At 69.5% G+C, this 15,211-nt stretch carries 15 protein-coding genes; 7 read left to right on the forward strand and 8 right to left on the reverse strand.

Annotated features, from left to right (window positions below; translation table 11 throughout):
• Positions 1 to 13: 13 nt before the first annotated feature.
• The 4 genes from CFB40_RS19935 to CFB40_RS19950 form a co-directional block, all read right to left on the reverse strand.
• Positions 14 to 385: a DUF6697 family protein gene (locus CFB40_RS19935; protein WP_043178447.1), complete on the reverse strand. Its 372-nt coding sequence runs from the start codon at positions 383 to 385 to the stop codon at positions 14 to 16.
• Positions 386 to 917: 532 nt separating this feature from the next.
• Positions 918 to 2,558, reverse strand: coding sequence for a chaperonin GroEL (gene groL / locus CFB40_RS19940; RefSeq protein ID WP_039354347.1), 1,641 nt, complete (start codon positions 2,556 to 2,558; stop codon positions 918 to 920).
• A gap of 12 nt (positions 2,559 to 2,570) precedes the next feature.
• Positions 2,571 to 2,861 carry a co-chaperone GroES gene (locus CFB40_RS19945; protein ID WP_011694564.1) on the reverse strand — a complete coding sequence of 97 codons (291 nt, stop codon included), beginning with the start codon at positions 2,859 to 2,861 and terminating at the stop codon, positions 2,571 to 2,573.
• 143 nt (positions 2,862 to 3,004) lie between these two features.
• Positions 3,005 to 4,288: an alpha/beta fold hydrolase gene (locus tag CFB40_RS19950; protein WP_089432149.1), complete on the reverse strand. Its 1,284-nt coding sequence runs from the start codon at positions 4,286 to 4,288 to the stop codon at positions 3,005 to 3,007.
• A gap of 388 nt (positions 4,289 to 4,676) precedes the next feature.
• Between CFB40_RS19950 and CFB40_RS19955 the strand changes: the two genes are divergently transcribed.
• Both CFB40_RS19955 and CFB40_RS19960 read left to right on the forward strand, forming a co-directional pair.
• A complete protein-coding gene (locus tag CFB40_RS19955) occupies positions 4,677 to 5,357 on the forward strand; it encodes a class II aldolase/adducin family protein (protein WP_089429172.1) in 681 nt (226 codons plus the stop codon).
• A 120-nt stretch (positions 5,358 to 5,477) separates the two neighbouring features.
• Entirely contained in the window at positions 5,478 to 6,602 is a 1,125-nt protein-coding gene (locus CFB40_RS19960; protein WP_089428307.1) for a sigma-54 interaction domain-containing protein, read from the forward strand.
• On the opposite strand, the gene CFB40_RS19965 is transcribed toward CFB40_RS19960, so the two are convergent.
• Genes CFB40_RS19965 through CFB40_RS19980 form a run of 4 tightly spaced genes read right to left on the reverse strand, consistent with a single transcriptional unit; the run spans position 6,593 to position 10,427 of the window.
• Positions 6,593 to 7,381 (reverse strand): ABC transporter permease, encoded by a 789-nt coding sequence (locus CFB40_RS19965; protein ID WP_089428306.1) that lies wholly within the window; start codon positions 7,379 to 7,381, stop codon positions 6,593 to 6,595. The two genes, CFB40_RS19960 and CFB40_RS19965, sit on opposite strands and share 10 nt — an antisense overlap.
• Positions 7,382 to 7,397: 16 nt before the next feature.
• The gene (locus CFB40_RS19970; RefSeq protein ID WP_089432150.1) at positions 7,398 to 8,213 is read right to left on the reverse strand and encodes an ABC transporter permease; all 816 of its coding nucleotides are present in this window, start codon (positions 8,211 to 8,213) and stop codon (positions 7,398 to 7,400) included.
• Positions 8,213 to 9,319 carry a PhnD/SsuA/transferrin family substrate-binding protein gene (locus CFB40_RS19975; RefSeq protein ID WP_089432151.1) on the reverse strand — a complete coding sequence of 369 codons (1,107 nt, stop codon included), beginning with the start codon at positions 9,317 to 9,319 and terminating at the stop codon, positions 8,213 to 8,215. Before CFB40_RS19975 ends, CFB40_RS19970 begins: the two co-directional genes overlap by 1 nt.
• 31 nt (positions 9,320 to 9,350) lie before the next feature.
• Positions 9,351 to 10,427, reverse strand: a complete 1,077-nt coding sequence (locus CFB40_RS19980; RefSeq protein ID WP_089432152.1) for an ABC transporter substrate-binding protein — start codon at positions 10,425 to 10,427, stop codon at positions 9,351 to 9,353.
• A gap of 457 nt (positions 10,428 to 10,884) precedes the next feature.
• Here CFB40_RS19980 and CFB40_RS19985 point away from each other — a divergent pair, with 457 nt between their 5' ends.
• Genes CFB40_RS19985 through CFB40_RS20005 form a run of 5 tightly spaced genes read left to right on the forward strand, consistent with a single transcriptional unit; the run spans position 10,885 to position 15,189 of the window.
• On the forward strand, positions 10,885 to 12,057 hold the full coding sequence (locus CFB40_RS19985) for an LLM class flavin-dependent oxidoreductase (RefSeq protein WP_089432153.1): 1,173 nt from the start codon (positions 10,885 to 10,887) through the stop codon (positions 12,055 to 12,057).
• A 50-nt stretch (positions 12,058 to 12,107) separates the two neighbouring features.
• Entirely contained in the window at positions 12,108 to 13,154 is a 1,047-nt protein-coding gene (locus CFB40_RS19990) for an ABC transporter substrate-binding protein (protein WP_089432154.1), read from the forward strand.
• 33 nt (positions 13,155 to 13,187) lie between these two features.
• On the forward strand, positions 13,188 to 14,021 hold the full coding sequence (locus tag CFB40_RS19995) for an energy transducer TonB (protein ID WP_089432155.1): 834 nt from the start codon (positions 13,188 to 13,190) through the stop codon (positions 14,019 to 14,021).
• 41 nt (positions 14,022 to 14,062) lie between these two features.
• On the forward strand, positions 14,063 to 14,779 hold the full coding sequence (locus CFB40_RS20000; protein WP_089428299.1) for a MotA/TolQ/ExbB proton channel family protein: 717 nt from the start codon (positions 14,063 to 14,065) through the stop codon (positions 14,777 to 14,779).
• A complete protein-coding gene (locus CFB40_RS20005) occupies positions 14,779 to 15,189 on the forward strand; it encodes an ExbD/TolR family protein (protein WP_089432156.1) in 411 nt (136 codons plus the stop codon). The genes CFB40_RS20000 and CFB40_RS20005 overlap by 1 nt, the downstream gene beginning before the upstream one ends.
• Positions 15,190 to 15,211 lie beyond the last annotated feature (22 nt).

Here is a 15,211-nt window from a genome sequence, read left to right on the forward strand (position 1 = left end):
CCCGGCATGCCTGTCAACAACGCTTGAGCTTGAGCACGCGCGAGATCTGCCCGGACGTGAAGCTGCTGTTGCGTACGTAAGGCGCGCAGTCGAGCGGTGCGGTGAGCGATTCGCTGACGACGTACTGGCCGACGAAGCGGTACGCATCGGTGGCCATGCGGATGAACACCGGAATCGCATCGCGTTGCGCGGCGAGCGTCCTGCCGGCCGCCCGCGCGGACGCGCTGCCGTCGCAGAGGATCACGTCGGGCGCGTGCGGGTTGAGGTCCGTGCGCAGGCAGGCGGCCACGACCTTGCCGTTCTTCGTCGGCAGGAATGCCTGTTTGCTGCCGCCGCAGGCGGTGTGGATGAATTCGCGGGTGTACTGCTTGTCGATCTCGAACATGATCGGGCTCCGGTATCGGAAACTTCCGTTGGTTAAATCAGGTATGCAAAGCAACGCGATCGGATCGACATTTCTGACGCAGGCATGCCAATCGATCGTTGCCGGGGCGGCGGATCGATGGCGCGTCGTGAGGCGGGAATTTCCGCGCGGACACGCTTGCATCGCGCGATGCGCGATCAGCGCATCGACGTCGTGTTCAAGCGTGCACGGTAAGGACTACGGCGCGCACCGTCCGCCTGCCGGCAGGACGGTGGCTCGGGAACAGAGAGACGCAGGCGTCCTGCCGGTCAGGCAGAAAAGCAACTCGGAGGGCGAGGACTTCGGATGCGCATGTGCGTACTCGGTAATAGATGGATTGCGAACACATTCTAGTGAACGCATACGTGGGCGCAAGTAAAAAGGTCGTAAAGGTTGTGTAGTCCGTGCGGTCCGGCGCACCAAGCAAAAAACGCGTGACGACTATCGTCGCCACGCGTTTCCGGTTGCTTCAGGACGGCGCGCATGCCGGCGAACCGGCATACGCGTCGGGTCATCAGAAATCAAACCCCGGCCCGCCCGCACCCGGGCCGCCCGGCGCCGCCGCCGGTGCCGCGTCCTTCGGCGCCTCGAACACGGTCGCATCGGTCGTCAGCAGCAGCCCCGCGACCGACGCCGCGTTCTGCAGCGCCGTGCGCGTGACCTTGGTCGGATCGAGCACGCCCGATTCGACGAGGTCGCCGTATTCACCGGTCTGTGCGTTGTACCCGAAGTTGCCCGAGCCTTCGGCCACCTTCGCGACGACGACGCTCGCTTCCTCGCCCGCGTTCGTGACGATCTGGCGCAGCGGTTCCTCGAGCGCGCGCAGCACGATCTTGATGCCCGCGTTCTGGTCGGCGTTCACGCCCTGCAGTTCGCGGATCGCCTGCCGCACGCGGATCAGCGCGACGCCGCCGCCCGGCACGATGCCTTCCTCGACGGCCGCGCGCGTCGCGTGCAGCGCGTCGTCGACGCGGTCCTTCTTCTCCTTCACTTCGATCTCGGTGGCCCCGCCGACCTTGATCACCGCCACGCCGCCCGCGAGCTTCGCGACACGTTCCTGCAGTTTTTCACGGTCGTAGTCCGACGTGGCTTCGTCGATCTGCACGCGGATCTGCTTCACGCGCGCCTCGATGTTCTTCGCATCGCCCGCGCCGTCGATCACGGTCGTGTTTTCCTTGCCGACCTCGATGCGCTTCGCCTGGCCGAGCTCGGCGAGCGTCGCCTTCTCGAGCGTGAGGCCCGTTTCCTCGGCGATCACCTGCCCGCCGGTGAGGATCGCGATGTCCTCGAGCAGCGCCTTGCGGCGGTCGCCGAAGCCCGGCGCCTTCACGGCGACCGTCTTCAGGATGCCGCGGATGTTGTTCACGACCAGCGTCGCGAGCGCTTCGCCTTCGACATCTTCCGCGATGATCAGCAGCGGCCGGCCCGACTTCGCGACCTGTTCGAGCACCGGCAGCAGGTCGCGGATGTTCGAGATCTTCTTGTCGTGCAGCAGGATGTACGGGCTTTCGATCTCGGCGATCTGCTTGTCCGGATTGTTGATGAAGTACGGCGACAGGTAGCCGCGATCGAACTGCAGCCCTTCGACCACGTCGAGCTCGTCCGCGAGCGACTTGCCGTCCTCGACGGTGATCACGCCTTCCTTGCCGACGCGGTCGATCGCTTCCGCGATGCGCTGGCCGATCGATTCCTCGCCGTTCGCGGAGATCGTCGCGACCTGCGCGATCTCCTTGCTCGTGGTGGTCGGGCGGCTGATCTTCTTCAGCTCGTCGACGGCCGCCGCGACGGCCTTGTCGATGCCGCGCTTCAGGTCGAGCGGGTTGAGCCCGGCCGCGACGTATTTCTGGCCTTCACGCACGATCGCCTGCGCGAGCACGGTGGCCGTCGTGGTGCCGTCGCCGGCGGCGTCGCTGGTGCGCGACGCGACTTCCTTCACGAGCTGCGCGCCGATGTTCTGCAGCTTGTCCGCGAGTTCGATTTCCTTCGCGACCGACACGCCGTCCTTCGTGACGACCGGCGCGCCGAAGCTGCGTTCGAGCACGACGTTGCGGCCCTTCGGCCCGAGCGTGACCTTTACCGCGTTCGCGAGAATGTTCACGCCTTCCGTCAGCTTCGCCCGTGCGACGTCGCTGAAAATGATTTCCTTCGCTGCCATGATTGCGCTCCGTTATTGATTGACGACCGCGACGATGTCTTCTTCGCGCAGCACGAGAAACTCGTTGCCGTCCACCTTGACGGCCTGGCCCGCGTACTTGCCGAACAGCACGCGCTCGCCGACCTGCAGGTCGGGCACGATGCGCTGGCCGTCCGTATCCTTGCGGCCGGGGCCGACGGCGATCACTTCACCCTGGTCGGGCTTTTCCGCCGCGCTGTCGGGGATCACGATGCCCGATGCGGTGGTGGTTTCCTGGTCGAGTCGCTTCACGATCACGCGGTCGTGCAAGGGGCGTAGGCTCATTGGTTCGTCCTGTGCTGATCTGTTGAATTGGGCTGGCACTCTTTAACAGAGAGTGCTGACGAGTATAAAAATGCGCGGCGGCGCAATCCAATAACGGATTCCGAAATGCATTCGCGCCGTCGTGCAAAAGCGCGTTGCCTCCGCTATTGCGAAACGGCTGGCTGGGCGGCGGGCGTGCAGACCGGGCGGATCGTCTCGCCGGCGAGCACGCGCTTCACGAACGGAATCGAATCCGCCAGCGACGCGTTCACGGTGCCGTTGTGTTCGCGGCCCGCATACAGGTGCGCCTCGACCGTCGTGCCGGCCGCGCACGCATCCTTTGCAAGCGCGAGTTCGAGCGGTGCGAGCCCGTCGTCCGCGCCCGCGCCGATGAAGACGGGCGTGGCGATCTTCAGCGTCGGGTACGTCAGGTATTCGTCCCACCATGCCTTCAGCCGCGCATCGCCGCCGGGCTTGACCGTGTTCGCGTGCGTGAGGTGCGCGAGCGCCGCGTCGTCCTCGAGCGATGCAAGGCAACTGATGCGCGACTGTTCGAGGATCGGCAATGCCTGGTCGGTCAGCACCTCGTCCGCGCGCAGCGACGGGTCGATCTGCTGCGCGGAGAGCACCGAATAGAACTGGTACGCGAGCGTCGGATCGACGCGCTCGGGATCGCGCCGGTACGCGCTCTCGAACTTCGGTAGCGACGCGAGCGTGGCGGGCGACGCGTTGTAGATCGTGCCGGTGGCCACGGTCGCACGGATCGCGAGTTCGGGCGCATAGGCCGGTGCGTAGCCAGCCGCCGCGAACACGGCCGAGCCGCCTTGCGACTGGCCGACGAGCACGACCTCGTTCGCGAGGCCCGGCACGCCGCCGAGCACCGCGCGCACGCTGTCGAGCAGCGTGTAGCTGTTCGAGCGGTTGTTGAGCTGCGGATTCGGGCCGGGCGTGCCGAGCCCCTGGTAGTCGGTCGCGACGACCGCGAACCCTTGCTGAAGCCACGCGTTCAGGTAGCGCACGTCGCGATACGAGCGGCCGAACCACGACGGCGCGCAGATGTCGGCCATCCCGAACGTGCCGTGCGCCCACGCGACGATCGGCCAGCCGCCGGCCGGCGGCGTGCCGCGCGGCACGAACAGCGCACCCGATACGGCGATCGGCGTGCGGCCGCCGACGCCATCGGTCGATGCATAGAGGATGCGCAACTGGCGGCCGGCGCTCGCGAGCCCGAGCGTCGCCGGAAGCGGCTCGGTGCGCAACAGCACGCCGGGCGTCGCCGGAATGTCGCGATCCCACGTGTAGAACGCGGACACGCGGCCGTCGCCCTGCAACGGATCGGGCGCAGGCACGCGGCCGGGGGAAGCTGCATGCGAGAGGAGAGACGAGACGGCGAGCGCCGAAGCCAGCAGCGTGCGTGCGGCGTGGCCGCGCAGGGGGAGGAGCGTCATGGTCGGATGGGTGTCGGTGAAGTCGGATCGGGCGCGCCGGACAGCGCGCGGCGCGGGCCGACCACGACGCAAGTTTCGAACCAGCGCAGCCGTTCGGCGCGTGGCGCGAGACACGACGGGCCGCTGCGCCGTACGGCGAGCCGCGCACGCTCTCGGCGGCTGCGTGTCGCGCAGCAATCCGGGCCGGCAGGTTGTTGCTCCCGCAACAGAGGTGCATGCGTGGATCGCACGGCGCGCGTCGTGCCAAGCGCACACGCACCGCGCCACGGGCCTTCGACGCATGCCTGCCCGGCTGGCACGATTGCTGCTGATCCGGTGGCCGTGCGTCGCGGTGTCACGACATCGCGATGTGAGCCCATCCGTCCATCCGATCAAGGAAACCGTCCTCATGTCCGTCACCTCAACCATCGACAGCGGCGAACTCGTGGCATTCGTCGAGCGCGCCACGCGCGAATTCACGCAGGCCGAGCGCGTGCTGAAGGACACGCGCACGCTGTCCGCGACCAACACGTTCCAGGCGTTCCAGCGCGTGCCGGGCACGGAACTCATCGTCGCGCTATCGGCGCCGAGCCCGTGGGCCGCGTCGCAGGAGATCCAGCCGGTCGTCGTGACGTTCGACGGCAACGTGCTGCACGGCGACGCGCGCGCGGGCGGCAACGGGCCGCGCTATGCGGACGTGTTCCGCGAGGCGCCGGAAGTCGGCGTCGTGATCCACGTGCATGGCCCGTACCTCGGCGCCTGGGCGAGCGCGCATCGCCCGCTGCCGATCCGCTATGCGCCGGCCGCGCGCTACACACGCGCCCGCGAGATTCCGGTGTACGTCGATCGCCGTCCCGGCGAGCCTCGCTTCATCGTGGACACGATCCGCCGCGACCCCGAGGTGCCGGCGATCATCGAGGCGAACGGCGGTGCGACGTTCTGGGGCAAATCGATCCTCGACGTGTCGAAGTACATCCTGATCCTCGAGGAAGCCGCGTATTTCCAGGCGCTCGCGGAACCGCTCGGCGGCTCGCTCGAATTCGGGCCGGGCGCGCTCGAGCAGCAATGGAAGATGACCGGTCTCGCGTGACCTCGTGCCGCGGCCGGCGCAATCCGGCCGCCGTCATACCGATAGCTCGATGAATTGGTTCGTGGCCGGCGCGCGCCTTGCTATCGTCGAACCTTCCCCGTTCAACACGCCGGTCGTGCCATGGCCATCTTCAGCTTGCCGGACCCGACTTCGCATGCGATCACGATTCGTGCGAAGGCGCTGACGTTCGACGATCCCAAATCGCGGGTGCTGCTCGAGCGCATCCAGCTCGTCGCGCCCAGCGACGCGACCGTGCTCGTCACCGGCGAGAGCGGCACCGGCAAGGAGCTGATCGCGCGCCTCGTGCATTCGCTGAGCGAGCGCCGCGACGGCCCGTTCGTCGCGGTCAACTGCGGCGCATTCTCCGAGACGCTGATCGAGAGCGAGCTGTTCGGCCACGAGCGCGGCGCGTTCACCGGCGCGATCAACAGCCAGCCCGGCTGGTTCGAATCCGCGAATCGCGGCACGCTGTTTCTCGACGAGGTGGGCGACCTGCCGCTGTCCGCGCAGGTGAAGCTGCTGCGCGTGCTGCAGGAGCGCGAAGTGACGCCGGTCGGCTCGCGCAAGACCGTGAAGATCGACGTGCGGCTCGTCGCGGCCACCAACGTGAATCTCGAAGCCGCGGTGCGCGCGGGCAATTTCCGTGAGGATCTGTACTACCGGCTCAACGTCGTGAAGCTGAGCCTGTTGCCGCTGCGCGAGCGGCCCGGCGACATCGCGCCGCTGATCGAACACTTCATCGACACCTACGCGAAGCGGCTGCGCGTGGCCGCGCCGACGCTCACGGACGCCGCGCGCGCCCGGCTGCATGCGCACGCATGGCCCGGCAACATCCGCGAACTCGAGAACGTGATCCACCACGCGGTGCTGATCTGCGCGGGCGGCGCGATCGACGTGAGCGACCTGCAGTTTTCCGCGCTGTCGCTGGCGCCCGATGCCGGTGATCCGCGCAGCACCGCGGCGGCACCGCCGCGCCGGGCGCGCGACGTGGCCGAGGCCACCGATGCGCTGCGCCACGCGGTGATCGAACTGCTGGATCTCGGCACGCCGGCGCTGTGGCAGCACATCGAGGACACCGTCTACCGCAGCGTGTTCGACTACAGCGACCACAACCAGCTGCGCATGTCGCGCCTGCTCGACCAGTCGCGCAACATCGTGCGCGCGCGGCTCGCGCAGCTCGGCATCCTGAAGCCGCGCGACGCGGGCGACGCCGACGCCGACGCGCGGCTGCGCCGTCAGGCGTGATCGCGCCAGCGCAGCGCACGCTGCGCGATTCGCTCGCATAGCGCACTCATGCCGACGGCAAGCGCCGTCACGCCCAGCACGCAGACCAGCAACACGTCGGCACGTGCGCCGGCCTGCGCGTTCTGCATCAGGCTGCCGACACCCGCACCCGCGTTGAACAGCAGCTCGCTGCTGGTCGCGGTGATCCATGCGAACGGCACGGCCTGCAACACGCCCGCGAACAGGTCGGGCAGCGCGCCCGGGATCAGCACGTCGCGCCACAGGCCGATGCGCGTCAGGCGATACGACTGCGCGAGTTCGACGTAGCGCGGATCGACGCGGCGCAGCCCGTCGAAGCTGGCGGTGGTCATCGGGTAGAACGCGGCGAGCGCGATGATGAACACCTTCGCGAATTCGCCGGTGCCGGCCCACAGGCTCAGCAGCGGAATCAGCCCGAGCAGCGGCACGTAGCGCAGCGCCTGGAACGCCGGCTCGCCGAGCTTGCGCGCGAGCGTCGAGCGCGCCATCGCCGCGCCGAACAGGAGCCCGACCGCGACGCCGGCCGCGAGGCCGAGCGTCGTGCGGCGCAGGCTCGCGCCGAGATCGGTGGCGAGTTCGCCGCTACGCGCGAGTTCGACGAGCGCGGCGCCCACCTGTTGCAACGGTACGAACGCGTATTGATGGGCCGCGTCGCCGGACGACGCGGATTGCCAGGCGGCGACCAGCAGGGCCGGCACGACGAGGCCGCGCGCACGACGGCGCAGCGCGGCGAACGAGAATGAGGGGATGGCGAGGGTCATTCGGATACCTGTTCGTTCAGCGCGCGGGCGTCTGCCAGCGCAATGCGTAGCGTTGCACGAGCGCGATCGACCGGTCGATCGCGAAGCCGATCAGCCCGATCACGGCGACGTCGATGAGTACGACGTCGAGCCGCAGCATCTGCCGCGCCAGTTCCATCATCTGGCCGATCCCGCTGTCGGCGCTGAGCAGCTCGACCGCGACGAGCGCGAGCCACGCGCGCGCGAGCGCGATCCGCACGCCGGTCAGCAGCGGTGGCAACGCGGCCGGCAGTAGCACGTCGCGCAGCAGCGCGAAGCGGCCGAGCCCGTAGTGCCGCGCCATCTCGACGAGGTCGCGCGGCGCGTCGTGCACGCCCGTGTACGCGGCCAGCGCGACCGGAAAGAACACGGCCTTGCCGACGACGACGAGCTTCAGCGGCTCGTCGACGCCGATCAGCAGGATCAGCAGCGGAATCAGCGTGAGCGTCGGCACTTGCCGCAGCAGGTCGAACGTCGGCCGCAGGTAATCGGCGAACGGCCGGCTGCGCGCGAGCAGGATGCCGAACGCGGCACCGCCGGTCGCGCCGATCGCGAAGCCGAGCGCGAGGCGATGCAGCGTGATCAGCAGGTTGTCGCGCAGTTCGCCGGTGTCGAGCAGCGTGCGCAGCGTTGCCGCAAGCCGCTCGGGCGGTACGACGAGCTGCGGCGGAAACCAGCGCTGCGCGCTCGCGAGCCACCACAGCGCGACGAACGCGACGGGCGTGGCCCACCACAGCGCGATGCCGCCGAGCCGTGCGAGTCCGGGCAGGCGGAGCGCGCGTGCGCCGGTCGACGCGAGGGCATGCATCGGCATCAACGGCTCGCGACGCGCGCCGCGTCGGTGCGCCAGTAGCCGTCGAGCCCGAGCTGCTTGAGCGCGGTCGATACGAACGTCGGCGCGAGCAGCGCGTTCACGTCGACCGGCGTGGACGTCAGGCCGGCCTGGCGGCTGTACGCGATGACGTCGCGGTAGTGGCCGGTCAGCGCGGGCGTGAAGAGCGGCGCCCATTGGTCCTTCCACGGCGTCGCCTCATCCGCGTATTCGCGGCGCACGATGCTTTCCGGCTGGCCGGACGCGCTCAGGATCTTCACGTACGCATCGCGGTTCTGCGGCTGCGAGATCCAGTGGGCGGCACGCACGTAGGCCGTCGCGACGAGCTGCGTGAGGTCGGGGTAGCGCCGCACGAAATCGTCGGACGCCCACAGTTCCGCGCGCATCTTCCAGTCGTCGGGCGCGGTCTTGGTCGACCAGATGATCTTGCCGACCTGCTTGTCGACGAGCGAATACGCGTCGGACAGCGTGAAGAAGCCGTCCACGCGGCCGGCCGCGACGGCCGCCGCGCCGGCCTGCGGGTCGAGGTTGTAGATCTTGAAATCGGACAGCTTCAGCCCGTTCTCGGCGAGCAGCTTGCTGAACGTGACTTCCCACGGCCGGCCGCGATTGAGCGCGATGCGCTTGCCTTTCAGGTCGACGATCGATTTCGCGGTCGAGCCGGCCGGCACGACGAGATACGTGTTGCTGCCGACACCGCCCGGCACGATCAGCCGCGTATGGGTGCCCGACGCGTTGACGACGACCGACGGCAGATCGCCGTAGCCGGCGAAATCGATGCTGCCGTTCGTGAACGCCTCGTTCACGAGCGTGCCGACCGCCGCGGTCGACACGGGTACCCATTGCAGTTTCACGTGCCGCGCGGCGAGCGCCTTCTCGAGCGACTTGTCGGCGTCGATTAGCGCCGATGCGCCCGCGTATTGCGTCTTGCCGCCGCTCGAATAGGCGACGACGGCGATCCGCACGACCTTGGGCGCGTCGTCCGCATGCGCGGCCGGTGCGACGAGCGATGCCGCGACGAACGGCAGCGCGGCGAACAGCGCGTGCAGCGGGCGGCGCAGCGCGGCGAGGGAGAGCGTATGTTTCATGATGGTCGGGAACGGTAGGCGGAAAAGGGGCTCACGCGCGCTTCTGCAGCGATGGCCGCAGCACGTCGGCGAGCGGGCGCGGGTCGATCCAGTCGGCGACGTCGAAGTCGGCTTCGAGAAAGCCGTGGTCGTGCAGGAACGTCTTGAAGTCGTCGAGCGCGGCGACCGATTCGTCGTCGAGGTTGACACCGAGGTGCCGGTGCAGCTGGTTGCCGTACGCGGCGCGGACCCAGTCGATCGACGACGCGGTCTCGCCGGCCACGTAATGCGCGGTTTCGTCGGGATGCGTGCCGGCCCAGTCGCCGGCCGCGACCACGAGCTTCAGGAAGCCGGCGACGATGTCCGGATGATTCGCGAGCACGTCCGCGTTGACGGTCAACGGGCGCGGCGTGCCGTTGTTGTTGCGGATCGTGCGCTCCGGATGAAAGCCGATGTCGATCACGACGTGCGCGCCGATCAGCTGCGCGATCTCGAGGCCGGTCGAGCCCTTCACGTAGATCGCGTCGACCTCGCCGCGCAGCAGCGCGCCGGCTTCGGCCGCGTACAGCGCGCGGCTCGAAAAGCCGTGCGGCGACGCGAACAGGTCCGCCGCGCGCGCCGGCCCGACGGCCTGCAGCGTGCGGGCGCGCACGTCGACGAGCTCGACGTCGCGCGTGGTCAGCCCGTCGAGGCTCAACGCGTTGACGAAGCCGCGCAGCGCCGACGCGCGAAAGATGTCGATGCGGTCGTCGGGGCGGCTCGGGATCGCGATGCGGCGCCCGCGCAGGGCCTTCACCGAGCGGATGCCCGACTCGGGCCGCGCGAGGATCAACTGCGATTCGTCGACCCACGACAGCCCGATCACGCGCGTGTTCGCGCCGTTCGAGCGCGCCCACATCGCGGGGATGCTGCCGCCCTGGCGGAACGACTGCGCGAGCGTGTGATCGCTGATCGACGACACGTCGTGCCGCGTGGCGCCGCGCGGCGAGCGGATCGCGACGCCGTCGGCCGACGTCTCGCCGTTGAGCCAGCCGAGATGCACGGCGATGCCGAGCGGGGTCGGCACGGGCGACCGGGCGTACCAGAACGTCTGCTGCTTGTCCGATGACGAATCGGGCCTGTCTGTCATGGGTGAGATTCCCTCTCTGCGTAAGCATGGTTGAAGCCCGGTCGCGCACGGTGTCGCGGTGTCGCACGCGCGGGCCGGTCAACGTTGCAAGTTCCGGGCCAGTGAACGGAAACGGCGCGGCCGCACGCGGCGCGGGCATCGCGCGGGAGGAGCGGTGCGCGTACCGATGCAGGGCCTGTTGCGCCAGCAACAGTCGCGTCGGCTGCTGTTGCGCGCGCAGCAGCAGTGGGGGCGGTGCAGCAGCGCGATACGGGCGTGTCGCGGCGGTATGGACGACCGCGAACGCAGGCGATTCGATTGCCGCTGACGCCCGGTATGCAAGGCAATGCGCGGGATCGCCGGCGACCACGTTCGCGCAGCGGCGAGCGCGTTGGCACACCGCGTGCTTTACAGCGCAGCACACGCGCGGCACGGCGATGCCGCACGCAATCCGAATGGCCCGACCAGGAGAACTCCGATGGCTGTTGAATTTTTGTGGCGCCTGCCGATGCATGGCGACGGCCGGCGCGCGCACGACCTGCATACGCGCGGCGAATGGAACCGCCAGCGCGCATCGCGCGTCGCGCCGAAAGTCGACGACGACGATTTCGGCTACATCGACTATCTGTCGCAGGTCGCGCGCGCGGCCGATATCGCCGGCTTCCACGGCGCGCTGATTCCGATCTTTCGTTTTACCGAGGAACCGTGGGTCGTGGCGGCCGCGCTGGCGCGCGAGACGCGCCGGCTGCGGCTCCTGATCGCGCTGCAGCCGCATTTCGTGCACCCGGTCTATGCGGCGCAGATGGCCGCGAGCCTGCAGCGGATCAGCCGTGGGCGCGTCGAGTGGAACGTCGTCACGGGCGGCGGCGGCCCCGACCAGCGTGCGTACGGCGACTTCATCGATCACGACAGCCGCTATGCGCGCACCGACGAATTCCTCGATGTCGTGAAGGGCGTCGCGGCCGGCGAACCGTTCACGTTCGACGGCCGCTTCTACCGCGTCGAAGCCGGCGGCCTGCTGCCGCCGCTGAGCGGCCAGAAGCCGCCGCGCATCTACCTGGCCGGCGCGAGCGACGCCGCGCTCGCGGTTGCCGCGAAGCACGGCGACGTGCACCTGAGCTGGGGCGAACCGCTCGCGAAACAGAAGGAAGTGATCGATGCGGCGCGCCGCGCGCTTGACCGCCAGCACGCCGAGCGCGACCTGCGCTTCGGCATGCGCATCGACATCCTGGCGCGCGAGACCGAGGAGCAGGCGTGGGCCGAGTTGCGGCAGATGTTCGCGACGGTGGGCGACGCGACGCGCGGCGGCTTCGGCGGGCGCGGCGAATCGTCGGAGTCGGTCGGCGCGAAACGCCAGTTCGCGCTGCACCAGGGCAACACGCAGCACTTCGACGACCTGATCGTCGGCCCGAACCTGTGGGCCGGGATGTCGCAGATTCGTGGCGGCCCCGGCTGCGTGATCGTCGGCAGCCACGAGCAGGTGGCCGAGCGGCTCGCGGAGTACGTCGACATCGGCGTGTCGACGTTCATTCTCGCGAGCAACCCGCATCTCGAGGAGGCGTACCGCGTGGGCGAGGAAGTGCTGCCGCTCGTCGACGGCGCGCTGAACGCGCGCGGCACGCAGGCGGCGCTGCGCGTGGCCGGCGCATGAGCGCGACGGCATTGCCGCGCCATCCAACGACATCGACAAGGACATTCACCATGACGACACTCGCTGCGCAGGCCACGGCCTGCGACGCACTCTGGTACACGCGCTGCCCGGTGCCGACCGCGCTCGGCATCGCCGTGCATCGCGGCTGGTTCGACGAGGAGTTCGGGCCGGACGGCATCACGCTGAATTCGCTGCAGGAGACGGCCGATGCCGGCAAGCGCGAATCGCATTTCGATCACAGCCTGCCGCACTCGTTCCGGCAGGGCGGCAACATTCCCGCGCTGTGGGCGCGGGCGCGCGGCGCCGATACGCGCGTGATCGGCCTGTCGTGGACCAACGAATTCCAGGCGATCGTCACGTTGCCCGATCGCGGCATTCGCTCGGTGCGCGATCTGCGCGGCCGGCGGCTCGGGTTGCCGCGCCATCCGATCAGCATCGACTTCTGGCGGGCGGCCGCGCTGAAAGGCTTCCTGAGCGCGCTCGAACTGGAAGGGCTCGGGCACGGCGACGCCGAATGGGTCGACCTGCCCGACGAACGTGAACGTCGCACCGGGCCCGCATCGTTTGCGCGCGGCCCGCACGAGTACGGGATCGAGATCGCGGCGCTCGTGCGCGGCGAGGTCGACGCGGTGTTCGTGAAAGGCGTCGAAGGGCTCGAGACCGTGCATCTGATCGATGCACAGGTCGTCATCGATCTCGGCGCGCACCCCGATCCGCTCGTGCGGATCGGCAACGGCACGCCGCGCACGCTGACCGTCGATCGCGCGCTGATCGACGCGCGCCCCGATCTCGTGAGCCGCTTCCTGTCGGTGGTGGTGGGGGCGGGCGACTGGGCCGCGCGCCATCCGGCGGAGACGGTTGCGTATATCGGCCGCGAGACGCGCGCGTCCGACGAGTGGGTGCGCTATGCGTACGGCGCGGACGTGCACCGCCATCTGGAGACGGGGCTCGCGCAGACGTCGATCGACGGGCTGGTCGCGTTCAAGGATTTCCTCGTCGAATGGGGCTTTCTCGAACAGGATTTCGATGCGCGCGCGTGGATCGACCCGGCGCCGTTCACGCGCATCGACCGGCAACGCCATGCGTGGGTTGCGTAGCGCGCCGCGGCGCGTCATTGCAAGGAGTCGAGCATGACAGGTCTGACGATCGAATACGGCGTGCCGCCTGCGCGCCGGCATGCGGCGCGTGCTGCGCCGCGTGCGGGTGCGAGCGGGGCGGCGGCGGTCGCGCGTCCGCCGTCCGCTTCGCCGTCGGCACGGCCGGATGCGCCGAAGGCGAAGCCGGGCGCGTGGCGCGTCACGGGTGCGATTGCGCTCGCCGTCACGGCGCTGCATGCAGGTGTCGCGTTGCTGGCCGCGCGCACACCAGCCGCGCCGCCCGTGCAGCCGCCGCGGCCGCAGCCGTTGACGGTCGAACTGACGCGGCCGCCCGAACCGTTGCCGCAGGCCGCGCATCCGCCGCCGCCGGCAGTGCCGCCGGCAGTGCCGCCGGCAGTGCCGCCGAAGCCGTTGAAGCAGGCGCCGACCCCGCCGAAGCCGCGTGCGGCCGTCGCGCATCCGGCGCCGGCGCCCGCTGCCGCGCCGCAAGTCACCCGCGAGGCGGCCCCTGCGACGGCGGCACCGGCCGCCGCCGCGCCGGCCACGCCGGCTCCCGCGCCGGCCGCACCTGCCGCGCCGGTACGCGAAACCGCACCGATCGGCGACGCGGCCTACCTGCGCAACCCGGCGCCCGACTATCCGGCGTTCGCGCAGGACCAGGGCTGGGAAGGGCGCGTCGTGCTGCGCGTGCACGTGCTCGCGAACGGCTCACCCGATTCCGTCGAGGTCCGCACGAGCAGCGGCCGCCGCATGCTCGACACGGCGGCGGTGGCCGCCGTGAAGCGCTGGACGTTCGTGCCCGCGAAGCGCGGCGACGAAGCGGTCGACGGCTGGGTCAACGTGCCGATCGATTTCAAGCTGGGCTGACCCGCCGGGCAGCCCGCCACATTTTCAAAGGAACTCACATCATGAACGGTATTCCGACCACCTTTATCGTCCAGGGCGCGCTCTGGCTGCTCGTCGTCTTCTCCGTCGTCACGTGGACGCTGATCGTCGTGAAGGCGATCCAGAGCCTGCGGGCGAGCGCGCGCAACCGGCGCTACGTCAGCGCGTTCTGGGCGGCGAACAGCTTCCACGAGGCGGCCGCGCTCGACGGCGCGAACAGCCCGGTGGGCGAACTCGCCGCGACGGGCTTCGACGCGCTGCGGCGCGCCGACGAGAGCAGCGCGCACGACCTCGAACACAGCTGGAGCCGCCACGACCTGCTCGAACGGCATCTCCGGCAGCAGATCCACAACGCGCGCCGGCGCGAGGAGGCGGGGCTGGCGGTGCTCGCGTCGATCGGCAGCACCGCGCCGTTCGTCGGCCTGTTCGGCACCGTATTCGGCATCATCCATGCGCTGACCGCGATCACGCACAGCGCGTCGGCGAGCATCGACGTCGTGGCCGGGCCGATCGGCGAGGCGCTCGTCGCGACCGGGATCGGCATCGCGGTCGCCGTGCCGGCCGTGCTCGCGTACAACTTCTTCGTGCGCCGCGTGAAGGCCGCGTCGGCCGACCTCGACGCGTTCGCCACCGATTTCGTCACGCTCGCGCAGAAGGCCGGCTTCCGCGTGCCGGCCGCCGCCGCCGCGCCCGCGCCGGCACGCCGTGCCGGCGACACCCGTCAGGAGGCCTTCGCATAATGGCCTTCTCCTCTTCCTCCGACAACGACGACGTGCTCAGCGAAATCAACATCACGCCGCTCGTCGACGTGATGCTCGTGCTGCTCGTCGCCTTCATCGTCACGGCCCCGCTGCTGAACAACGCGGTGCACGTGAATCTGCCGAACACCGTCGCCACGGCGCCGGCCGATCGCAAGCCGAACGTCACCGTGAGCGTCGACGACAAGGGCGTCGTGTATCTCGACAAGCGGGCGGTCGCGCTCTCCGCGGTGCCGGCCGAGCTGGCCGCGCTGAAGGCCGGCCGGCCCGACGTCGCGCTCGACCTGCAGGCCGACGAGCACGTGCCGTACGGCACGGTCGCGAAGCTGATGGCCGCGATCGAGCATGCGGGCATCACGCGGCTGTCGGTGCTCACCGCGCCGCGCGGCTGACGCGCGGTTCACGACTCCCTCC

Origin of the sequence: Burkholderia sp. AU31652, from assembly GCF_002223155.1 — a bacterium.
Classification (GTDB): Bacteria; Pseudomonadota; Gammaproteobacteria; order Burkholderiales; family Burkholderiaceae; genus Burkholderia.